General features: G+C 61.0%; 19 protein-coding genes. 10 read left to right on the forward strand and 9 right to left on the reverse strand.

All coding sequences use genetic code 11. The features are described from left to right. Window positions 1-10: 10 nt before the first annotated feature. Both DRB19_RS09880 and uxaC read right to left on the reverse strand, forming a co-directional pair. A complete protein-coding gene (locus DRB19_RS09880) occupies window positions 11-1198 on the reverse strand; it encodes an ABC transporter substrate-binding protein (RefSeq protein ID WP_114185875.1) in 1188 nt (395 codons plus the stop codon). A 50-nt stretch (window positions 1199-1248) separates the two neighbouring features. Next, on the reverse strand, window positions 1249-2652 hold the full coding sequence (gene uxaC / locus DRB19_RS09885; protein ID WP_114185876.1) for a glucuronate isomerase: 1404 nt from the start codon (window positions 2650-2652) through the stop codon (window positions 1249-1251). A gap of 164 nt (window positions 2653-2816) precedes the next feature. Between uxaC and DRB19_RS09890 the strand changes: the two genes are divergently transcribed. The 3 genes from DRB19_RS09890 (at window position 2817) to DRB19_RS09900 (ending at window position 5653) form a co-directional block, all read left to right on the forward strand. Beyond that, window positions 2817-3497, forward strand: coding sequence for a GntR family transcriptional regulator (locus tag DRB19_RS09890; RefSeq protein ID WP_245439372.1), 681 nt, complete (start codon window positions 2817-2819; stop codon window positions 3495-3497). A 48-nt stretch (window positions 3498-3545) separates the two neighbouring features. Beyond that, a complete protein-coding gene (locus tag DRB19_RS09895) occupies window positions 3546-5078 on the forward strand; it encodes a UxaA family hydrolase (RefSeq protein WP_114185878.1) in 1533 nt (510 codons plus the stop codon). A gap of 98 nt (window positions 5079-5176) precedes the next feature. After that, a complete protein-coding gene (locus tag DRB19_RS09900) occupies window positions 5177-5653 on the forward strand; it encodes a YbaK/EbsC family protein (RefSeq protein WP_114185904.1) in 477 nt (158 codons plus the stop codon). Between the two features lie 9 nt (window positions 5654-5662). On the opposite strand, the gene DRB19_RS09905 is transcribed toward DRB19_RS09900, so the two are convergent. Together DRB19_RS09905 and DRB19_RS09910 are read right to left on the reverse strand one after the other, a co-directional pair. After that, on the reverse strand, window positions 5663-6166 hold the full coding sequence (locus tag DRB19_RS09905; protein ID WP_114185879.1) for a peptide deformylase: 504 nt from the start codon (window positions 6164-6166) through the stop codon (window positions 5663-5665). Window positions 6167-6236: 70 nt separating this feature from the next. Next, window positions 6237-7898, reverse strand: a complete 1662-nt coding sequence (locus tag DRB19_RS09910) for an ATP-dependent metallopeptidase FtsH/Yme1/Tma family protein (RefSeq protein WP_162815639.1) — start codon at window positions 7896-7898, stop codon at window positions 6237-6239. 430 nt (window positions 7899-8328) lie between these two features. Between DRB19_RS09910 and DRB19_RS09915 the strand changes: the two genes are divergently transcribed. Next, window positions 8329-8754 carry a hypothetical protein gene (locus DRB19_RS09915; RefSeq protein WP_114185881.1) on the forward strand — a complete coding sequence of 142 codons (426 nt, stop codon included), beginning with the start codon at window positions 8329-8331 and terminating at the stop codon, window positions 8752-8754. Between the two features lie 184 nt (window positions 8755-8938). Then, window positions 8939-9130 (forward strand): hypothetical protein, encoded by a 192-nt coding sequence (locus DRB19_RS09920; RefSeq protein ID WP_114185882.1) that lies wholly within the window; start codon window positions 8939-8941, stop codon window positions 9128-9130. A gap of 23 nt (window positions 9131-9153) precedes the next feature. Here DRB19_RS09920 and DRB19_RS09925 read toward each other — a convergent pair whose 3' ends face one another. After that, window positions 9154-10134, reverse strand: a complete 981-nt coding sequence (locus DRB19_RS09925; RefSeq protein ID WP_114185883.1) for a S1C family serine protease — start codon at window positions 10132-10134, stop codon at window positions 9154-9156. Between the two features lie 1301 nt (window positions 10135-11435). On the opposite strand from DRB19_RS09925, the gene DRB19_RS09935 reads away from it, so the two are divergent. Continuing rightward, window positions 11436-11639 carry a hypothetical protein gene (locus tag DRB19_RS09935; RefSeq protein ID WP_147021734.1) on the forward strand — a complete coding sequence of 68 codons (204 nt, stop codon included), beginning with the start codon at window positions 11436-11438 and terminating at the stop codon, window positions 11637-11639. Window positions 11640-11761: 122 nt separating this feature from the next. Then, on the forward strand, window positions 11762-13063 hold the full coding sequence (locus tag DRB19_RS09940) for a L,D-transpeptidase family protein (RefSeq protein WP_245439374.1): 1302 nt from the start codon (window positions 11762-11764) through the stop codon (window positions 13061-13063). Between the two features lie 37 nt (window positions 13064-13100). On the opposite strand, the gene DRB19_RS09945 is transcribed toward DRB19_RS09940, so the two are convergent. Continuing rightward, window positions 13101-14333: an adenylate/guanylate cyclase domain-containing protein gene (locus DRB19_RS09945; protein ID WP_114185887.1), complete on the reverse strand. Its 1233-nt coding sequence runs from the start codon at window positions 14331-14333 to the stop codon at window positions 13101-13103. A gap of 267 nt (window positions 14334-14600) precedes the next feature. On the opposite strand from DRB19_RS09945, the gene DRB19_RS09950 reads away from it, so the two are divergent. After that, window positions 14601-14897, forward strand: coding sequence for a hypothetical protein (locus DRB19_RS09950; RefSeq protein WP_114185888.1), 297 nt, complete (start codon window positions 14601-14603; stop codon window positions 14895-14897). 44 nt (window positions 14898-14941) lie between these two features. Here the strand turns inward: DRB19_RS09950 and DRB19_RS09955 are convergent, their stop codons facing one another. Together DRB19_RS09955 and DRB19_RS09960 are read right to left on the reverse strand one after the other, a co-directional pair. Then, window positions 14942-16039, reverse strand: coding sequence for a DUF2252 family protein (locus DRB19_RS09955; RefSeq protein WP_114185889.1), 1098 nt, complete (start codon window positions 16037-16039; stop codon window positions 14942-14944). A 44-nt stretch (window positions 16040-16083) separates the two neighbouring features. Beyond that, window positions 16084-17151, reverse strand: a complete 1068-nt coding sequence (locus DRB19_RS09960; protein WP_114185890.1) for a DUF808 domain-containing protein — start codon at window positions 17149-17151, stop codon at window positions 16084-16086. Window positions 17152-17426: 275 nt separating this feature from the next. On the opposite strand from DRB19_RS09960, the gene DRB19_RS09965 reads away from it, so the two are divergent. Then, window positions 17427-17915: an MgtC/SapB family protein gene (locus tag DRB19_RS09965; protein WP_245439375.1), complete on the forward strand. Its 489-nt coding sequence runs from the start codon at window positions 17427-17429 to the stop codon at window positions 17913-17915. 121 nt (window positions 17916-18036) lie between these two features. After that, complete coding sequence (locus DRB19_RS09970) at window positions 18037-18840, forward strand: DUF1194 domain-containing protein (RefSeq protein ID WP_114185892.1); 804 nt, start codon at window positions 18037-18039, stop codon at window positions 18838-18840. A 45-nt stretch (window positions 18841-18885) separates the two neighbouring features. Here DRB19_RS09970 and glgX read toward each other — a convergent pair whose 3' ends face one another. Further along, window positions 18886-21153 carry a glycogen debranching protein GlgX gene (glgX, locus tag DRB19_RS09975; protein WP_114185905.1) on the reverse strand — a complete coding sequence of 756 codons (2268 nt, stop codon included), beginning with the start codon at window positions 21151-21153 and terminating at the stop codon, window positions 18886-18888. Between the last annotated feature and the right edge of the window lie 103 nt (window positions 21154-21256).

The raw sequence follows: 21256 nt of genomic DNA on the forward strand, positions 1-21256 counted from the left end.
TCCCCTGGAGTTACTTGCGCTTCGCGCCGCCGACCTGCTCGTCCCACATGCGGAATGCGACGACCATCTGTTCGGGCTGGAGCGGCAGTTCGATCGGATTTTCGGCAATCCACTTCTCGTATTCAGGACGTCCGAATTCCTTCAGGGCTTCCTGGCTTTCCGGCGGAGCCATGTCGAGGGTCACCCCCTTCACGGCGGGGCCCGGATAGAAGTAGCCCTCGTCGTAGGTGTAGGCCTGCTGCTCCTTGGTGAGCAGGAAGTTCATTAGATCGAGAAGAACGGCGAACTTCTCGTTGGGGAGGCCCTTGGGCACGCACATGTAGTGAGCGTCCGCCACCCAGTGGAAGCCTTTTAGGGCCGCAACCTTGGCCTCCTTCGGCACGACGCCGAGGACGCGCGGGTTAATGTCCCAACCGGTGGTGGACACGGTCATGTCGCGGGAGCCTTCTCCCAGCTCCTTCATCACCGCACCCGTGCCGGAGGGGTAGTATTCGATGTATTGACCGAGTTCCTTGAGATACGCCCAAGTCTTGTCCCAACCCTTGGCCGGATCCTGCGGGTTGCTGTCCCCGAGAATATACGGCAGACCCATGATGAAGGTGCGGCCGGGTCCGGAATTTGCCGGCCGGGCATAGATGAGCCGGTTCGGGTTGGCCTTCGCCCACGCCAAAAGTTCCTCGGCCGTGGTCGGCACATTCTTCACCTTGTCCGGCATATACTCGAGCAAAGGTCCGGAGGGATAATAGGTGACGACGACGCCTTGTCCCTTGGCGAGGGTCTGCATCTTGGCTGCCGCCGGCAGGTAGATGTCGTCGAGCTTCGGCAGCGCGCCCGCATGGGCCGGCAGTAGATCCACCCAGAGTTTCTGGTCGATGCCGGCGGAGAGCGCGTCAGTCCCGGTCAGAACCAGATCGATGTCGACCCGGCCTGCATCCTGCTGCGCCTTGATCTTGCCTGCGAGCTCCGGAGCCGGCGCCTTGGTGAACGTGATGCGCGAGACGAGATTCGGTTTGGCCTTCCGGTAATTCTCGATAGCTTTCTGGGTGAGGGCAAGATTGCCGGCGACATCGATAACGCTGAGTGCCACGGGGCTCGTCGGCAGCGCCATTTGGCCGAAGCTCGGCCCTCCGAATGCGGCAACGCCTGCAGCTCCGGCGACACCTCCAACGAAGGTCCGTCTGGTGATTGGATTTGTCATTGTCTTCCTCCCATTTTGTTCGGCATGGCTCTGTTGAACCATGTCCGGCCTCACAGCCTGTAAGCCTCTTTGGCGAGGCGATAAGCGAGATCGTATGCCACCTCGTGCGCCTCGTCCTCGTCGAGGCGATGCGTCGTCACGAGATTTGCCAGAAAGGCGCAGTCGACCCGGCGCGCAACGTCATGGCGCGCGGGGATGGACAGGTAAGCTCGCGTATCGTCGTTGAAGCCGACGGTATTGTAAAATCCCGCTGTTTCGGTCGTCATCTCGCGGAACCGGCGCATACCTTCCGGCGCATCGAAGAACCACCAGGCTGGGCCGAGCTTCAGCGCCGGGTAATGTCCGGCCAGGGGAGCAAGCTCTCTGGAGTAGCTCGTCTCGTCGAGGGTAAAGACAATCAGCGTGAAATCGCGCTCGTTGCCGAAACGATCGAGGAGCGGCTTGAGCGCCCTTACATAGTCGGTCTGTGACGGGATGTCGGCGCCCATGTCGCGGCCGAACCGTGTGAAGATCGCGTTGTTGTGGTTTCGGACCGACCCCGGATGGATCTGCATCACCATCCCGTCCTCGACGCTCATGGCGGCCATCTCGGTGAGCATTTGGGCCCGGAAAAGCTCGGCATCCTCTGCGCTCGCTCCAGAGGTGGAAACACGGCGGAACAGTGCATCGGCATCCGGGAGGGACAGGTCGGCGGTTCGCGCCGTCGGGTGTCCATGGTCCGTAGAGGTCGCGCCATACTCGCGGAAGAAGGCGCGGCGCTTCCTATGGGCCTCAAGGTAGCCGTCCCAAGTCGAGGTGTCGCAGCCCGTGATCTCGCCGAACTTCGTCAGGTTCTGTCGGAAACCCTCGAATTCAGGGTCGACGACCGGGTCCGGGCGATAAGCGGTGATGACCCTTCCCTCCCAGCCTGACTTGCGGATCATCTCGTGGTACTTCAACGGATCGAGCGGGCTTTCCGTAGTGGCGATCGCCTTGATCCGGAAGCGCTCGAACAAGGCCCGAGGCCTGAACTCCGGCGTGCGCAAAGCCGCATCGATCCGGTCAAAGTAGTGATCCGCAGTCGCCTCCGATAGCCGCTCCTCGAAGCCGAACAGCGTTGCGAAGGTGTGGTCGAGCCATGCCCTGGTGGGAGTTCCCCGGAACAGGTGGTAGTGGGCGGCGAAGCGTCGCCAGATAGTGCGCGGGTCCTTCTCGACCGTCCCGCCGTCCTTGGTCGGGATGCCAAGATCCGCCAAGGGGATGCCCTGGCTGTAGAGCATGCGGAAAATGTAGTGGTCGGGAATGACGAACAGCGTCGCCGGATCCGGAAAAGGTTCGTTCTCGGCGTACCAACGGGGATCCGTGTGGCCGTGCGGCGAGACGATGGGCAGGTCCTGAATCCCGGAATAGAGCTTTCGCGCCACATCGCGCGCTGCGGGCTCGACAGGAAACAGCCGGTCCGGATGGATCAGCATAGCGTTCTCCCTAGGGCCTATTCCGACTTGCTTTTCGTTCGGTTCAAGGCCTGACACCGCCACTGTAGGGCCCAATGTGGTTCTTTGCAATGGTCTACTAGTATGGTAGTGTGCCACCTATGTTGGATTGCACGCTTCCAAATCTTGGTCTCAGCCGCGAGCCCATGGCCCGCCAGGTGACTCGCGCGCTTCGTCAAGCCATCGTGACCATGCAGCTGGCTCCAGGAGAAATGCTGTCCGAGCAGGACCTCGCGCGGCGCTTCGGCGTCAGTCGTTCCCCCGTGCGGGAGGCCCTGATCAAGCTGAGCGAGGCGGGTCTCGTGCGCGTGCTGCCCCAACGGGGCACTCAGGTGGTCAAGATTTCGCGCGCTGGCGTCGAGGATGCCCGCTTCATCCGCGAAGCGGTCGAAACAGCGGTTGTGCGCGAAGCGGCAGCCCGGGCGAATCCGACCATGATCGCTGGCTTGAACGAAAGCTTGGCAAGACAGCGGCGCGCGCAGCGCTCCATAACGCCGGAGGAATTCCTCGAGCTTGATGAGGAATTTCATCGCCTGCTGGCTGAAGCCGCCGGGCGTCCTGCAGCTTGGCAGATGATCGAGGACGTCAAACCCCAGATGGACCGGGTGCGTTTTCTCGACATGGCCCAAGCCACCCCACGGCACATCGTGGTCGCACAACACGGCACGATCGTGGACGCCATCAAGGCGCAGGATCCTGCCGCAGCAGAAAAGGCGATGCGCCATCATCTGAGCGAGATTCTGCGATCACTGCTGGAACTTGCCACAGAGCATCCTGATCTTTTCGAATGGGAACCAGAGAACCCGCCCGCTGCACTGAGTGCGTGAGCCTGCCCTGCCCGCTCGCATCAGAAGCGACGCATTGAGGAAAACGATATGTTGGACAAACCAGTCATTGCCCCCCGCACCGTTCGTCTCCATGAGAGCGACAATCTTGTCGTCGCGGTCGACCCGATCAATCCAGGATCGATCCTGAATGGGGTTACTGCTCAGAATCGCGTACCCCGCGGCCATAAGATGGCGATCTCGGCGATTGCCCAGGGAGAGCCGGTTCTCAAGTTCGGCCAGATCATCGGTTTTGCCTCGAAGCCGGTAGAGCCGGGCGAATGGCTGCACGAGCACAACGTGGAAATGCACGCTTTCGCGCGCGAGTATCACTTTGCCGAGGATGCAAAGGCGGAGGAGGTTCTTCCTTTAGAAGCTCAGGCCACCTTCGAGGGCTTTCGGCGCCAGAACGGCAAGGTCGGCACCCGCAACTACGTCGCCATCCTCACGAGCGTGAATTGCTCGGCTTCCGCTGCCCGCTTTATTGCCCGCGAGGTCGAGCGTTCCGGCATTCTGGCTGATTATCCCAACATCGACGGGGTCATTCCGCTCGTGCACGGGACAGGCTGCGGCATGGACCTGAAGGGCGAAGGCTCCGAGGTCCTCAAGCGCACCCAGTGGGGCTATGCGTCCAATCCCAACATGGCCGCCGTGCTGATGGTGGGTCTGGGCTGTGAGGTATTCCAGATCGGAAAGTGGAAGGAGCTCTATGGCCTGCAGGAGAGCGACACCTTCCGCACGATGACAATCCAAGACGTGGGTGGCACACAAAAGGCCGTCGAGGCCGGCGCAGCAGCGATCCGGGACATGCTTCCCATCGCCAACCGTGCAAAACGCGAGACCGTTCCGGCCTCGGAGCTGATGCTGGCCTTGCAATGCGGAGGCTCTGACGGTTATTCCGGGATCACCGCCAACCCGGCCCTGGGCGCGGCCGTCGACCTCCTGGTCAAGCATGGCGGCACGGCAATCCTGTCCGAAACGCCGGAGATCTACGGCGCTGAGCACCTGCTGACCCGGCGCGCGGCAACCCGCGAGGTGGGTGAAAAGCTCGTCGAACTCATCGACTGGTGGGAGGACTATACCTCTCGCAACAGGGGCGAGATGAACAACAACCCATCCCCGGGCAACAAGGCGGGCGGACTGACCACGATTCTCGAGAAGTCGCTGGGCGCTGCGGCCAAGGGCGGCACGACCACGCTGACCGGAGTTTACCGCTATGCCGAGCCTGTGACGGCGAAGGGCTTCGTGTTCATGGACACTCCAGGCTACGATCCGGTTTCCGCCACGGGCCAAGTGGCCGGCGGCGCGAATGTCTTGTGCTTCACCACAGGGCGCGGCTCCGCTTATGGCTGCAAGCCGACCCCGTCGATGAAGCTCGCGACGAACAGCGAAATCTATCGTCGGATGATCGACGACATGGACATCAATTGCGGCGACATCCTCGACGGCGTTTCGATCGAGGAAAAAGGCCAGGAGATCTTCGACGCGGTTCTACGGGTCGCTTCGGGGCAGCATACGAAGTCCGAAGTGCTCGGATACGGTGATGCCGAGTTCCTCCCCTGGCAAATCGGCGCAACCATGTGACGTTAGCACGAAAGGGGATGCCTCTTCCCAACCTCTGGAGGCATCCTCTATCACTGCGAGGGCAAATCAGCCTTCTGCCTGTTCCGGAGTCCGAAGAGATGAGTCTTGAGTCCGTTCGCGCTTTTTTTGCCACCAAGGCTCCGGATATCGACATCATCGAGATGGACACCAGCACCGCCACCGTGGCCTTGGCGGCCGAAGCTCATGGGGTTGAACCTGGGCGAATTGCCAAGACCCTCTCTTTACGTGTCGGCGAGCGCACGTTGCTTGTCGTGACGCGCGGCGATGCCAGACTCGACAACCGCAAGGTTAGGGCTACCTTTGGCGGCAAGGCCTCGATGTTGGATGCGGAGCAGGTGCAGGCGGTCACGGGTCATCCTGTTGGCGGGGTATGTCCGTTTGGGCTGGCGACGCCATTGCCGGTTTACTGCGATATCTCGCTCAAGGCCTACGATCAGGTCGTGCCTGCGGCTGGTTCTATCCATGCGGCGGTGCGCATCGACCCGCTGCGAATCGCCGAGCTTGTCGAGGCGGACTGGGTCGATGTCTGCCAGCCTCCGCAAGCGGTCGAGTGACCGGAGGCTCTAGGATATAGCTCGCCGAAGCTTTTCGTACCGTTTGAGGACCCGGTCGCGCTTGAGCCTCGAGAGTCTTTCGATCCAGAAGATTCCATCGAGCTGATCGATTTCGTGCTGCAGGCAAACCGCCAGATAGCCATCGGCCTCTTCGACGTGCCGAGCTCCATCCAAGCTCTGATACTCGACCCGTACCCGTGCCGGACGCACAATCTCCTCAGTGACGCCAGGCATGGAAACGCTCCCCTCCGTGTGGCGGATCGTGTCCTCGGACGCCCAGACAACCTTTGGATTCACATAATAGAGCGGCTCCGAAGCAGGCTCGATCTGGATCACAACCAGTCGCTTGAGAACGCCGACATGTGGGGCCGTGATGCCGACCCCAGGCGCCTTGGCCATAGCGATCCTCAGCTCACCTGCAAAAGCACGCAGGCTGTCATCGAACTCGACGACAGCTTCTGCTTTTTGGCGCAGCCGAGGGTCGGGGTAGAAGATGATCGACTGCTCGGCCACTGGCTATCTCCCGGAAAACGTTTCGGGAGGCCACTTACCCGTTATCTAGAGCAGGCGGCAAGCGCCTGCCTCAGGCCGCCATTCTTGCTTCCTTGATCGTGACGATGCGGCGAACCTCTTCGCCGTCGATCGTTTCCCGTTCGAGCAAGGCTTCGACAAGGCTGTCCAGCGCATGCCGATTCTGCTGGATGCAGGCTTTCGCTGCTTCGTACATCTCGTCGATGATCCGCCGGATCTCGCGTTCGACCTCGGGCGGGAGCCCTTCGCTCGAGCGAACCACCCGGACCATGCCGATTGCTGGACTCATCCCCCACTCGGTGACCATCCGCCTGACGAGATCTGTCGCATGGGCAATATCGCTCGCGGCGCCCGTAGTGACCTTCTTGGGCCCGAACACGACCTCCTCGGCTGCCCTTCCGCCCATGGCGACGATGAGATCTGCTTCGAGCTTCTCCACCGGAATGCAGTGGCGGTCGTTCTCCGGCAGCCGCATGACGAGACCGAGCGCTTGGCCATGAGGAATAATGGTAGCGCTGTGGACCTTGTCGGACCCGGGCGTCAGGCAAGCGCAGACCGCATGCCCCGCCTCGTGCACGGCGACGAGGCGGCGCTCCTCGCTCGTGATGACGAGGGAACGCCGCTCAAGGCCCATGATGATCTTGTTGCGAGCAGCCTCTAGATGATCGGGCGAGATTTCATCTGCTCCCTCGCGAGCCGCGAAAATCGCGGCCTCGTTCAGCAGGTTGCCGAGATCCGCACCGGAGAAGCCAGGGGTTCCCTGGGCGATCGACCGCAGGTCGGCGCCGGTCGAGAGCCTTACGTTCCTGGAATGAACGTTCAGGATTGCCTCGCGGCCGCTGATGTCCGGCAACCCGATGTGAACCTGGCGGTCAAACCGGCCTGGGCGCAGCAACGCCGGGTCGAGCACATCCACCCGGTTCGTAGCTCCGATCACGATCACGCCAGCCGTCGTGTTGAAGCCGTCCATTTCCACGAGGAGCTGGTTCAAGGTCCCCTCGAACTCGCGGTCCGCCGCTGAACCGCCACCTCCCCGCTTGCGCCCGATGGCGTCGATCTCGTCGATGAAGATGAGGCAAGGGGCGCGCTTCCGGGCTTGCTGAAACAGCTTGGAGACCCGGCTTTTGGCAATCCCGATCAGGGGCGCCGAGAAATCGCTTCCCGAAACCGCAAGGAACGAAACCCCGGCCTCACCGGCAAGCGCCTTGGCAATGAGGGTCTTGCCCGTGCCCGGCGGCCCTACCATCAGGAGACCGCGAGGAATGCGCGCACCGACCTTCGTGAAGGCCTCGGAGTCACGCAGGAACGCGATGACTTCCTGTAATTCCGCCTTCGGTTCATCCTGGCCCGCCACGTGCTCGAAGCGATCCGGAAGCGCACGGACTACGCGAGGCCACCGGGAAACCGGATTGAAATCGGTCTGAACCGCCAATAGCGCAAGCACGACGCCGATCAGCACCAGCGGAACGAGCAGGCTTGCAACGCCGGTAGGGTCGATCCCCGGCTTGACGAAATCCACATGGGCGCCTGCGGCGGCTGCGCGGTCAAGATAGTCCGCGTTCAACAGGCCGCTGGGGAGACGCACGAACGCTTTTTGCCCCTCGGCAGTCTCAACCGAGAATCCGCCCTCGTCCACGAGAACCCTTTGAACTTTACCGGCAGCGAGATCCTTGGAGAATTGGGAATAGGAGATCTCCACCACAGGCTCGGCCAACAGTTGCGATCCTGTAATTGCCCCGATTGCCGCAATCAAGACCAAGACCGCAGCAGCGGCGATGGCCTTTCTCCTTCTGAGGAGTTCTCTGGTTTGCTTGAAAAAATTAGTCACAGGCCGCGCCCCCATAGCGCAAACATAGATTCTATTTGCAGGTGTCAGGGGTAATAGGTTTCAGCGCAGAATGCAGTACGGCGAAATGGCACGTCGGGATCCGGACCAACCCGGTGACTGCGTCTAAGGCCGAGCTTGGCCCACGAAATACAGGTAATTCCGGTCATTCCAGCGTCTACTCCACCAGTCCATACACCACTAAATGCCTATTTTTTGAGCAGGCTTGTTCTACAGGAGGTAGCAAACACGGTTTTGCACTTCTTCTTATGGGGGACGCTGATGGCTCATTGGGAGGACCCGGCAGGAGCGCCCCAGGATGGCCAAGTTCGAGACCGACTGTTCTTGCCTCACCTCCGTGCATCAAAGGCGCGCAATGGATCCGGATCAGCTATTTCCCATCAACCTGTGCGATGGGCGTCTAAAACACGCCATTCTAAGCGAGTTTGCCGGGCGCTGTCCCACAATCCGGGACGTCAGGAATATTCCTGATTCGACGTGGCTGGCGGTCCCCGGCGTCGGCCCAACAAACCTGGCGAAGATCCGATATCTTGCGACGGGCGCACCTAATCGTGTGTCACCCAGGGGAACAAGTCATCGCCTAGCTACGCTGCCAACTGGCGAATTGCTTTCGCGGCTGACGACGCTCCAGGCTGAAATCAACTGCGTGGCGGACGAGATCTGGGTGAGGATCACGCCACCCGAGCAGGTGAATGAAGCGCAGTTGGATGCGCAGGCCTCCTGAAGGGACAAGCGTGCCTTCGCAGCCTGTCTGGCTCGATTGACACGGTACCGTCTCGGTTTAGCGGAGCAGCCGGCAACCGTTTCATGCGGTCGATGCAAGCTCTGTGCAAGCTCGCCATGTAGAAATTGGCCGTCGGCCGCACGGGTTGAAGATGTCGCGCCGAGCTGCTCCTGAGGGTGCCCGAATGATCAATCACGTTGCCGCCGTGGAGTTCGTCGCAAAGGCTTTCTACGAGCTGCAAGAGGAAGCGCGTGGGTGGGACCGTGAGCCTGAGGCCCTTAGAGAACCCTTTCGCCGATATGCGCGGGACGCGATTGCACTTCTCGAACCGGTTGGGGAAAAGACGCCGTCCGGCGTTCACGTCAACTCGGACTAATGTCGGGGAGCAAACCACCCGCCTTAGTGGAGACGAACGGGTTTGATGAATCTGTCCCGGTCCGCGGACGTAATGCTGACATCGAACCGGTCACCTTCCCGCTCCAGACTGAGCGGAATATCGACGCCCGCCGGCCCCAACGCCCAGATGGCGCGGTAGAAATCCGCCAGCGAAGTGACTGGGTTGCCTGCTACGCCATGCACGATATCGCCGGCCCGAAGGCCTGCCCGCTGCGCCGGGGCATCACCCGCAAGCCCGATGATCATGACACCGGCGCCCTCAAGTTCAGTGGCGTAGAGGCCGAGCCATGGTCGGGGCGGCAGGTTCACCCGGCCGAGCGTCAACAGATCGTCGAGAATCGGCTTCAGGAGATCGATGGGGACGCTCATGTTGAGCGGCACAACCTGTTCTCCGGGTGCCTGATGCTGCAGTTGGAGGGACCCGATGCCAACAAGATCGCCCCTGGGCCCGATCAGGGCAGTGCCGCCCCAGTTGGGATGGGCCGGCGCCGTAAAGATTGCCTCGTCGAGGAGGTATTCCCAGTAGCCGGCGAATTCCTGCCTGGCGACGACGCGGGAGGCGAGCGAGTGCGAACGTCCTCCCGCTCCTCCGACCACCACTGGAGTATCGGCCGCAAGGCGGCCTGATCCTCCAAGGGGTAATTCCTTCACGCTCAGGGGCGCGAGCGCCTGCACAAGACCAAAGCCGGTGCCGTAATCATAGGCCAGCACATGGCCTTGAACGACACGACCTGCATTTGTGGTGAGCCAAACCTCCTCGGCCTCGGTGATGAGGTAACCGATGGTTACGATCAAACCGTCGCCGCGGATGACAACGCCCTGGCCCGCCCTATCGACCCCTAGAGTTTCAGCCGTGAACGCAGTCTCAGGAACCCTCGCGCGCAAGGAAACGACGGCCTCCAGTGCTCTGTCGAGGTCATAGGCGTAAGCACTCGGGTCAGGCTGGAACTGAAGCGGGATCTGCCAGTCGTCCGGTGATTGCATTGAGGCCTCCGAACCAAAGATCGCCACATGACGCTTCTTATTAGGTAGGTGGCTTTCGGCGTTACGACAGAGGGAGGCCCTCGAATAGCAACGGGGGAGCAAGCATATCCGCTCGCTCGGTGGTTCAACGACAAGGATGCCGGGAGGCTAGGGGTGAGGAAGATCGACGGAATAGGGCTGTGGCGCTGTCTGTTGAAGCGTCGCGCCACGCCTCTTCTTGAGGAGGTTGCTCTTCGCGTTAGACCCTTTGTTCAACGCGAATCTGTCGTATGCCTCCCGGCGCGGCAGGATGCGCCGCGCGTGCAAGCGCAATCGGAAGGTCCGAGTGCAACGATCTCTCGATCCGAGCACGAGCCGCAATGGCAATGGCGCAAACCTGGCGCTCCGTAACACGGTCTCGCGCCATCATTTTCCGGACGATCGGCTCGTTGAGCAATTCATCCAAGGTTGGCTCTTCGAACGGCAGCATCGGCGCCTCCACAACATACTTCAGTGAAACCAGCTATAGGATTTTTGTGACAGGGATGCGGCACCATTTCCGCCCGTCGAGGGTGTCCGCGGCCGAACCGCGAACACAGTCCGACTGCCTCACGGCCAGAGGGGCGCTGCGATAATAGACGCAACGAAGGCCAGAGCGCCGCTTGCGGCAAGCACGCACCAGTAATGATCCATGTTCCTGTTATGGTACATCGTGAACCTGCGGTTAGTGATATATACGTAGTAACGCACCCATTGTACGCTGCGCATCGGGAATGCTCTTGCATTCAACCGCTCGGCGGCGAGACAAGAACCGGCTCGGACGTCCCGATTCTCGTAAAAAGAAAGGGCCCCGCAACCGGCGCCCAGGTTTCGGCTCGAAGGGGCAAATATCGAAGCCGAATAAGTCTGATATACTTGGCCGGCCCACCTCTGTCTGTTCGGTACGTCCCTACGTACAATGCCGTGTAACTTTATTCGGTTTGTCTTGACTTGGAACATCGCCGTCACCGGAATTTCGCACTGGTGCAGGATCGCATTTTCGGGCCAACATTGGAGACTGGTGTCCGCGGTCTTCAGCAGAAATTGGTTTAGTCTCGAAAGAAACTTGGCGTGACCGTGAACGATAGGCCGGTGGCTCCATAAATTGACACAGTGTCCTGTACACCATGCTGTATTCTCCATGGCGTTCTCCCGTCCGTTGATCTCTGGTGCGGCTTTGCGTCATGGAGAAACGCCATACGGATTATTTCAAACGGTATGGCCGGAAGATTGCGCCACTTCCGGCAGCCAAAATCACAGTTTCACTTAGCAAGGAAAACATCGTGCTTCCGCGTCCGATCATCGCCCTGCTCGCCCTCACGATCGGCCTGCCCTTCCTGATCCTGTTCGCGGTCGTCTCCTCGGCAGCCGGCGCTGAGGTGCGAATTTTCACAACCGTTCTGCAGGGCACGGTGCTCGGGACGTTTCTGATCCTGATGATCTTCGAAATCAAACGCCTCGTGGATCAATCTCCGGACGGACACTAGCCGGACCCTGAGGATGAGGCGCATTCCCAACTCTTAGCACAGACCTAAAATCGGCTTTGCCGGTCGGCAGGGCTTTGTAAACCCTTGTCACCGATAGTCGGGATATGACGCAAGGGAATATAATGCGCTTCCATCTCGGTCTTTGGCTTGCCCTCCTCTCCTCTACAGCCGGTGCAAGTGCTCAGGCGGCACCCGGCCTCGTTGCCCCTGTCGCATCGCCTGCACCGAAGGCGGATGGCAAACCTGTTGTTCCGGCCCCTCCCACAGCGGTAGCAGTTTCTCAAGATCCTCGGCCGACGCTCAGCAGCGACACCTTCATTCATACGGTTCGCGCAGCTGGGATCTATAAGCACCTTGCTGAAGCCGGCGGTTGGGCTAGCTTGCCGGCCGACACAATCCTGAAGGCAGGCGATAAGGGCCCTCTCGTCACGGCTCTGCGCGAACGGCTCGCCACTGAGGGCGATCTGCCAGGCGACATGAGGGCAGGCCAAGTATTCGACCAAGCGCTTACCACTGCCGTGAAACGTTTTCAGGCTCGCCATGGTTTGCCGGAATCCGGTGCGGTTCGCGCAAAAACTCTGGAGGCACTGAATGTCCCCGCGCAGACACGGCACCGCCAGCTCGCCGCGTCCGCCAAGCGGCTCATGAGTTCGGCGTTTCCTTTCGGCGAGCGTTACGTGGTTGTGAACATTCCGTCCGCCACCGTTGAAGCCGTCGAAGGCGGCCAGGTGGCGCGCCGTTACGTGGCAGTCGTGGGAAAGGTCGATCGGCCCTCGCCTACGGTGGAAACTCGGATCACGGCGGTCAATCTCAATCCGACCTGGACCGTTCCGGTGTCCTTGATCAAAAAGGACATCATTCCGCATGTGCGCAAGGATCCGGCCTATTTGGCGAAGATGAAAATTCGCATTCTCGATGGCAAAGGCCAGGAGGTCGACCCGCAGACCCTCGACTGGTCCACGAATAATGCAGTCAACTACACCCTGCGCCAGGATCCCGGGGAGGCCAATTCCCTTGGCCAGATTCGGATCGATATGCCGAACAGGGATGCGGTCTACATGCACGACACTCCTACGAAGCGACTCTTCGCGCAAGATGTCCGCTTCCACTCGTCAGGCTGCGTGCGGGTCGCGGATGTGCGCAGCTTCGCCGAGTGGCTGCTCAGAGGCACCAACGGGCCCGGCGGGGCTTGGAACCAAGATGCAATCGACACCGCAATCGCGACGACGAACAGGCAAGACCTCCGCCTGGACAAGCCCATTCCGGTGGCGTGGGTCTACCTTACTGGGTATGGAATGCCGGATGGTACGGCCCATTTCCGCAACGACGTCTACGGGCTCGACGCGCCCATGTCCGATCCTGTGCCTGATGCAGATCCCGTCGATGTGCAGGCAACATCCTCAGTGAAGTCCAGCCGCTCCTGAGATAGGCCGCTTTGGCAGCCCGATCGAGATGTGAAGCCTATAGGCCAGCGTCCTCTTCGGCCGGAGGTTCCAGCGTGAACAATTCCTGCGGCCGTTGAATTCCCCGCAGGGCATAGCGTCCGACCGAAACGAGGCGCGACCGGTCCGCATCCGAGGCAGCGGACAGGAAGGCGGAGGAGATCAGGACGTCTCTCTCGGCGGATCGGCAGAGGGCTGCGATCCGACTCACTTCGTTTACGGCCGGCCCCACAACGGTAAAGTCGAGACGGTTTTGGCTACCGATATTCCCATAAAAGACCTCGCCGATATGGAGCCCGAGATACGCGTTCGTCACCGGAAGTCCACGGGCGCGTCGGTCCTCGTTGAGCGCGTGGAGTTGAGAGCGGGCATGCGCTTCGGCGGCCAGCGCGCACCGGCAGGCCTCGGCCGGATCCTGCGCCTTGAAGATCGCCAGGGTCCCGTCGCCGATCAGCTTCAGAACGTCTCCGCCCGCCTCGTGGATGGCTGAAATAATCGCCTCGGAATAATCGTTCAGGAATGGGATGATCTGCTCGGGGTCAGCCGTCTCAGTGATATGCGTGAAGCCGCGCAGGTCGCTGAACCACAACACGGCCTGAATGCGGTCTGTCACGCCCCGCGCGATCCCGCCGCTCAGGACCCGGCGGCCTGCGTCTCGACCGAGATAGGTCTCGACAAGGGTCTCGGCGATCCGCGCAAGGGAGGCACATTTCATGGCAAGCGCCAGGGTGGGAACAAGGTCGCGAAGAACCGACAGCTGCCCGTCGGTAAATCCCTCAACCGCATCAGTGGTCCAGGACGAGTAGACACAGTCCATCTCGCCGATCACCCCGTCAGCCGAGAAGCGGTTGATCAGGGCGACGTAGTCGGTTTGCCCCTCAAGTCTCAAATCCTCGAGGACTGGAAAGTCGGCATGGTGATCTTCGCCCACCCGGCGTCGCAGCATGTCCTCGCCCGTCTGGTTGAGATGATGATAAGGACTGCGAAGCCAGTGCGCGGCGGCCTCGCCGCCTTCGTTGGTTCGTCCGTACTCGGCAACGGGCTGGACACCTCCCTGGTCGCGCCGCCATCGAAAGACCCTACCCTCATAGACCGGGTGCAGGGTATCGATCGCCATGTTCACGCGAGTGAGAGGAAAGCCCATCTCCACAAGGCGATCGCAGAAATTCCGGAGGAGATCAGGTTCCGAGACCCCGGCCAAACCGGCTTCCGTCACCCATCCGACAAGCTTGGTTGCCTGCGCCGCGTCCATGGAGTCCCTCTGCTTATTTCAAGACAGCGGCCCTTCCTGGCTGCCGGTACAGGCACATGTAGGAGATATCCAAGGAACCGCCACCATTGGTCCGTCATCCGACCGAAGATGGGGCCGACCAAGGCGAAAAGGACGCGGGGTATCGCCTTTGGTGGCCCCTCAACTATTTGAATGAGGGTGGAATTCGAAAGCGGTTACAATTCTTTTAGAGCCTCCTGATCGGACCGAGAACGCCCGGATCGATCACGCCGAGGATAGGAGCATCTGATGAACCGGATCGCGGTCATGCTGGCTTTCACCCTGGTCGCAACGATTGCCCTCGCCCAGTCGCGGCCGTCCTCCGTCAATCGACCGTGCGCGGCCAGCCAGCAGCTGGTCTATTCCCATGGGGCGCTAGTTCTTGGAACAGGCGGATACACTTATGATCGCTTCGTTCGCGATCAGAGCTTTTGCGAGTTCAACGAATATACGACCCCTGCATACGTACCGAGCCTCGATACGCCGCAATGCTTCGTGGGATTCCGTTGCAAGGCAGGGCCGAGAGACCTGTTCGGAGACGATTGATCTCTCGCGAGATCGCAGCTTGAGCAATGACAAGCCTTCCTTCATCAACTGCGCAGGAAGGCTTTGAAATCATCCCAGACGCGTTCCGCCGCCAGGGATGACGCTACCCGGAGCCAATCGTCCGGAAGCCTTTCGAGATATGACCGAAGGCGGCCGGAGCCGCCTGCAGACCCGATGTGAACATTGGCAAGCTCTCGCCCCATCGCGTGCAGGAGGTGTTTCTGGTCGGGAGCATGCTCGATCTCGTCGATCTCGACTTTCCGTGCCTCGGGGGATAGACGCCGCACCACCCAGCGCTCGGCGATGTGCAGGGCCGGATCCGGCGCCCGGCAGGCGGCCTGGACCGCCCTGCGGCTGTGACGGGCCGGATCGTCGATTGCGGCCTGTGTCATGGATACGGCAGACGGAATGGCGGCTTTCACCTCGCGCGCCACAAGACCGCCGTTCCATTCAACCACCCCCATGAACCGGGGTCGCCCGAGGCTCCCAAGTCCGGCCTTCCGGCGAAAAAAGCGGATGGAGGCGGCCTTCTTGGGCAGGCTGGAGCGTAGCAGGTCGCGGGCTTCTTCCGGAATTGCAAACTCGTCGACCTCCTCCTGGCTCAGGAGCTTGCGCCAATGCTTTCGGGCGTTCTCGCCGCTTGCGGCCGCCAAGTCGCGGAGCCAGGCATGGCGGTCCTCCAGGATGAAGGGGTCTGGCCCGAACTTCAGGTGCGCCCAGTAGCCTTCGAGGATGGTGTCGGCAGCCTCGAAGGCCGAGAGCTGAAACTCCTGCCGGCCAGCCTCCAGCGCGGCGCTCGCAGCAAGCCGGACGAGATCGCTCGTAAAAGGCAGCTCCGCGGCCTCGTCGAAATCGTTGATGCCCCAGACAAGGCGGCCTTCAACGTCCCGCCAGGTTCCGAAATTTTCGAGATGGATGTCCCCGACGATCAGAAATGACGGAGCCGAACGGACCGGAGCCGGCGCCGTCGCGACATGAAAAGGCCATCGGTAGAAAGAGCCACGCAGGAAAGCGAAAGGGCTCTCCCGCATCTTCATGCGCTTGAGTTTGAGCCCCTGCTCCTCTGGCGTGAAGTAGCGGCCCATCCAGTCCACATAAGCCTGTGTGGCTGCTTCGAAGGATGGTTCCGCCTCCTGGCCCACTGGGATTCTCCTCGTCGCTATTTGATAGAGCTGGCTAGACGGTCCTATGAGTGGTGCTGGATGCTCTTGTTCGGGTCTTTCCTCAGCTTGGCCAGCACAGGCGACACCACATATTGCGCGAATGGAATGACAGCTGCTCCGAGGAGCAGTCCGAACAGGCCGGAGGCGGCTGCGGAGACTGCCCACTCGGCCAGCCCCGCCACTGCCGGCAAGGCATGGCCGATGGTTTCGCCCGCCGCATGGATGGCATGTCCGAGCGCAGGAAGACCGTAGCCTTCAAGGCCATGGATGATGATGCCGCCGCCCACCCAGACCATGGCGGCGGTTCCGACGATGCTGAGGAGCTTCAGCAGTATCGGCATGCCCAACACCAGACCGCGGCCGACCGCCTTCGTCAGCGGTCGCACCAGACGATCAGGGCCGCTTGGTGGCGCGCCTGTTGCGTCGCCTCCGAAAATACGGCCCAAGCGGGAGATAGGTCGGTCGCTGGCCGCAAGGGCCACGCCCACGTCGTCCGCCTTCACGATCAAGGCAACGCCCCCATAAACCAGGGCGGTAATACCGACGCCGACGGTCGCCAGCACCAGGGCCTGAGTCCAGAACGACGCGTTCGGAACCGTCGCCAGGGTAATGGCCATAATTTCTGCCGAGAGGATGAAGTCCGTCTTGATTGCGCCGTTTACCTTTTCGGTCTCGAAACTCTCGGCGCTCTGGCTCGCGGCTCCGATGGCTCTCTCATGCTCGTGGGCGTGGTGTGGCCACAGAGCTTCATACACCTTTTCGGTCCCCTCGTAGCACAGGTAGGCCCCGCCGATCATGAGCAGCGGAGTGATCGCCCATGGGGCGAAGAGGCTTAGCGCAAGGGCGGCCGGCAGGAGGTACAGAAGCTTATTCTTCATCGATCCCAGAGCGATCCGCCCCACGATGGGAAGCTCTCTGGCCGCCGCGAAACCCACCACGTAACGGGGCGTGACGGCGGCGTCGTCGATGACGACGCCCGCGGCTTTGACGCCAGCTCGCGCTGCCTGGGCCGTCACATCGTCCAGCGAGGCAGCGGCGACTTTAGCCAAGCCCGCGATGTCGTCCAGCAATGCGATCAGGCCAATGCTCATGGGTTCTCCTGTTGAACTGCCGCTGCGATGGGCTCTCCAGGGGCACCTATATGGAACTGTCCCGGCCTCGACCAACACTTTGATCCGATCATGGACGAGCCGGCCCCGGTATCCCTGTGGAGATCGCTCCCGAACGACCCTGGGGTTAGATGGGAGCGGGCAGAATTTGTTCCAAAGGCCTGCCTCCTCAAGGAACATACCTGACAACAGCCAAGTTTGTATCTGCACGGACCCCTAGCCGGCTAAGGCGCTGATGACGACGAGGAGGAGAGAAGGTGGAGCAGTTCCTGGGGATGTCGATTATCCCGTTCAACGAGATGATCTGGCGTTTCGGCCTCGCATGCGCATGCGGACTTTTGCTAGGATTGGACCGGGAGGTGCGCGGAATCTCGGCCGGCGTTCGCACCCACATGCTCGTCGCGCTCAGTTCAGCCATGACGATGCTGATTTCGCTTGAGCTCTACGAGGAGGTCTCGGCCCGCGGCGAAGGCGATCCAGACCCTACCCGCGCCATCCAGGGTTTGGCCCAGGCCATCGGGTTCCTCTGCGCCGGGGTCATCTTCGTTGCCCGAGGCAGTGTCTTCGGAGTCACCACCGCGGCGACCCTATGGATGACAAGCTCCATCGGGATGGCGGCAGGAGCCGGCATGTACCAAATTGCTGTCGCGGGTTTGATCTTCGCGGTCCTGATCGTGTCGGTGATGTGGCTTATCACGCGTTTCCTGCCCGGATCATCATCCCCCTCTCCGAGGGACGACGCCTAACCGTCGCGCTGCTCCACCTCATTGATGCCGAACCCAGCACGATTTCGGTGACCTACGAACGTCTTGCCCATGTTCTGCCCCATCTCGACCCGTAACATGGCTCCTGGACGGGAGTTTGGGAATGCGCGGGATTATGCGTGGCCTTGCGGCCCTGTTGCTGGGAGCGGGATTTCTGGCGGGGGGACCAAGTGATGCTTGGAGCGAGACGGAGGTCGATGTGGCCCTCGTCCTCGCGGTCGACGTTTCCCTATCAATGGAACCTGAAGAGCAGGACTTGCAGCGGCAAGGTTTTGTCGAGGCGTTCCAATCGCCCGAGGTCCATGACGCGATCCGGAAAGGGGTGCTCGGCCGCATTGCCGTCCTGTACATCGAGTGGGCGGGAGCCGCCCATCAGGAGGTGGTCGTCCCTTGGACAGTGATCGAACAGCCTCGTGATGGCGTCGATTTCGCCGCGCGGCTTTCGCGAAGTCCGACACGCCGGGTAGGCTATACGTCCATCTCCGGGGCTATCGACTTCGGCCGCGGCCAGTTTCGTGACGGCGCCATTCGATCCCTTCGACAGGTCATCGACATCTCAGGGGACGGGGCCAATAACCAGGGCCGCAACGTGACGTCGGCCCGTGACGACGCGGTGGCGCAAGGGATCACCGTCAATGGCCTCCCGATCATGCTCAAGCGGCCGGACAGCTTTTGGGATATCGAAGACCTCGATCTCTATTTTCGGGACTGCGTCATCGGCGGACTAGGAGCCTTCATGGTCCCGGTCCGGGAGAAGCACCACTTTGCCGAGGCCATCAAGGCAAAGATCGTTCGGGAGATTGCCGAGGAGATGCCGCAAAGGGCGTTGGTCCAGCCCGTCCAAGCCGAACCAAGCGTCCATTGCCTCGCCGGAGAAAACCGGCGAAGGCAGCGAATGGGAAACTGACTGCAATGGCGCCGCCTTCCCTCGTACGACCGAGATCCCTCGCCGTCATCGACCTGAGCCAGTCTGATTGAGCGCGTCCTCCACACTCCACGCTTCGGCCTTCGTCGGAAATACGACCGGAGAGATTGTGGCGCTCTCGAATGCCTGAACGACATGTTTGTACGAGCGTTCCGCGTCCGTATGCTGCCCCCTCGTCCGCGTCGGCTCAAGGATGAATAGCAGGAGCGAGTGTCCGGTGACTTCGTATTCGTGATCGAACTCGAAATTCGGGAGTTGGTTGTTCTTCTCGTCGTTCGTATCGAGCAAACGCACCCAGCGCCTTCCACCCGCCGCTTCGGGAAGCTTGAACGATACGACGTCATGGTAGGAATTGAGGATCAGGAGCAGCGTTGAGTCCGAACCCACACGACGGATGCCGGTTTCCTGAGCCCGCCCGTCGAGAAGAACCCCCATGCAATGGGCATGTGGTTCAGTCCAGTGCTCCGGCGTCATCTCGTCCCCCGCAGGGGTGAGCCACGTTACGTCCTTGACCCCGAGTTCCTCGTCGTAAGATCCGGTCAGGAAGCGACCGCGACGCAGCATCGGAAGCGACCGCCTAATTGCCAGCAGTTTCTGGACGAATTCGGCCAAGTTCCTCTGATCCTCGCCAATACCCTCCCAATCGACCCAGGAGATCTCATTGTCCTGGCAATAGGCATTGTTGTTACCATTCTGAGTCCGGGCGAACTCGTCGCCGGCGAGCAGCATCGGCGTCCCGCGCGATAGAAGCAGCGTCGCCAGCATGTTGCGCATCTGGCGGAAGCGCAGCGCCTGGATGTCCGGGTCGTCAGTCGGCCCCTCGACCCCATAATTGCTGGAGAGATTATGGGAGTGTCCGTCGCGGTTGTCCTCCCCATTGGCCTCGTTGTGCTTCTCGTCATAGGAAACGAGATCGTTCAACGTGAAGCCATCATGAGCGGTGATGAAGTTCACCGAAGCCCAAGGCTTGCGGCCGCGTTTGTTGAACAGGTCCGCCGATGCGGTAAAGCGCGAGGCCAGGTCCGGCAGTTTTCCTTCCTCGCCCTTCCAATAGGCCCGGACGGTGTCGCGATAGCGATCGTTCCATTCGGCCCAGCCGGGTGAAAAGCGGCCAACCTGATACCCTCCCGGGCCGCAATCCCATGGTTCGGCAATCAGCTTGACCTGGCTTAAAACCGGATCCTGCCGGCACGCATCCAGGAATCGCCCGTCCTCATCGAACCCATGGGGCTCCCGACCCAGGATCGTCGCGAGGTCGAACCGGAAGCCGTCCACATGCATCTCCTGCGCCCAGTAGCGAAGGCTGTCCGTGACCATCTGCAGGACGCGCGAATTGCTCAGGTTGACGGTGTTCCCGGTGCCCGTGTCATTGATGTAGTAGCGCCGGTCCGGCGCAAGCCGGTAATAGGAAGCGTTGTCGATGCCCTTGAAGGAAAGCGTCGGCCCCAGCTCGTTTCCTTCTGCGGTGTGGTTGTAAACCACATCGAGAATGACCTCGATTTCCGCTTCATGGAGATGAGCCACCATCTCCTTGAATTCCGCGAAAGCGAAATCCGCATTGGAGGCATAGCGGCGAGCGGGAGCGAAAAACCCGATGGTGCTGTAGCCCCAATAGTTGCTCAGGCCCTTTTCCGTCAGATAGCTGTCGTCGACAAATGTGTGAACGGGTAGAAGCTCCACGGCGGTAACGCCGAGACTCTGAAGATAGTCGAGGGTTTCCTTCGCAACGAGGCCCGCATAGGTGCCGCGCAACTCTTCCGGCAGGCCGGGATGACGCTTCGTGAAGCCGCGAACATGGGTCTCGTAGATGACCGTCTTTTCCCATGCGGTCAGCAGACGGCGGTCCTTGCCCCAAGTGAAGGCCGGGTCAATGACGCGGCATTTCATCATGAAGGGCGCGCTGTCGCGTTCATCGAACGTAAGATCATCCCCTGACTCCATCTGGTAGCCAAACAGGGCCGGATTCCATTCTACTCGTCCGACGATCTGCTTTGCGTATGGATCGAGGAGAAGCTTATTGTGATTGAACCGGTGCCCTTGCGTCGGCTCATAGGGGCCGTGAACGCGGTAGCCGTATGTGGTGCCGGGGCGCGCGTCCGGCAGGTAACCATGCCAGACCTCGTCCGTATATTCAGGCAGCTCGATCCGCTCGATCTCCCGCTCTCCGGATGGGTCGAACAGACAGAGCTCCACCTTGGTGGCATTAGCCGAAAACAAGGCGAAGTTCACGCCCAGACCATCCCAGGTAGCGCCGAGCGGAAAAGGTCGCCCCTCGCGGATACGCGACCGACGCATAATAGTTGGCGCTTCGGAGCGGGCTGCGGCTGTTTCGGTCTGGTGGTTCTCAAGCTTCATGGATTACTCAAATCAGGATGTTCGGACGCCCACTGCGCCGGAG

The organism is Microvirga aerophila (genome assembly GCF_003332305.1).
Taxonomy (GTDB): Bacteria; Pseudomonadota; Alphaproteobacteria; order Rhizobiales; family Beijerinckiaceae; genus Microvirga; species Microvirga aerophila.

What these genes read in the sequence shown, in the direction of transcription:
- DRB19_RS09880 (WP_114185875.1), bottom strand. Translation starts at nt 1,198, where the DNA reads ATGACAAATCCAATCACCAGACGGACCTTCGTTGGAGGTGTCGCCGGA.
- uxaC (WP_114185876.1), bottom strand. Translation starts at nt 2,652, where the DNA reads ATGCTGATCCATCCGGACCGGCTGTTTCCTGTCGAGCCCGCAGCGCGC.
- DRB19_RS09890 (WP_245439372.1), top strand. Translation starts at nt 2,817, where the DNA reads ATGGCCCGCCAGGTGACTCGCGCGCTTCGTCAAGCCATCGTGACCATG.
- DRB19_RS09895 (WP_114185878.1), top strand. Translation starts at nt 3,546, where the DNA reads ATGTTGGACAAACCAGTCATTGCCCCCCGCACCGTTCGTCTCCATGAG.
- DRB19_RS09900 (WP_114185904.1), top strand. Translation starts at nt 5,177, where the DNA reads ATGAGTCTTGAGTCCGTTCGCGCTTTTTTTGCCACCAAGGCTCCGGAT.
- DRB19_RS09915 (WP_114185881.1), top strand. Translation starts at nt 8,329, where the DNA reads ATGGCCAAGTTCGAGACCGACTGTTCTTGCCTCACCTCCGTGCATCAA.
- DRB19_RS09920 (WP_114185882.1), top strand. Translation starts at nt 8,939, where the DNA reads ATGATCAATCACGTTGCCGCCGTGGAGTTCGTCGCAAAGGCTTTCTAC.
- DRB19_RS09925 (WP_114185883.1), bottom strand. Translation starts at nt 10,134, where the DNA reads ATGCAATCACCGGACGACTGGCAGATCCCGCTTCAGTTCCAGCCTGAC.
- DRB19_RS09940 (WP_245439374.1), top strand. Translation starts at nt 11,762, where the DNA reads ATGCGCTTCCATCTCGGTCTTTGGCTTGCCCTCCTCTCCTCTACAGCC.
- DRB19_RS09945 (WP_114185887.1), bottom strand. Translation starts at nt 14,333, where the DNA reads ATGGACGCGGCGCAGGCAACCAAGCTTGTCGGATGGGTGACGGAAGCC.
- DRB19_RS09950 (WP_114185888.1), top strand. Translation starts at nt 14,601, where the DNA reads ATGAACCGGATCGCGGTCATGCTGGCTTTCACCCTGGTCGCAACGATT.
- DRB19_RS09960 (WP_114185890.1), bottom strand. Translation starts at nt 17,151, where the DNA reads ATGAGCATTGGCCTGATCGCATTGCTGGACGACATCGCGGGCTTGGCT.
- DRB19_RS09970 (WP_114185892.1), top strand. Translation starts at nt 18,037, where the DNA reads ATGCGCGGGATTATGCGTGGCCTTGCGGCCCTGTTGCTGGGAGCGGGA.
- glgX (WP_114185905.1), bottom strand. Translation starts at nt 21,153, where the DNA reads ATGCGTCGGTCGCGTATCCGCGAGGGGCGACCTTTTCCGCTCGGCGCT.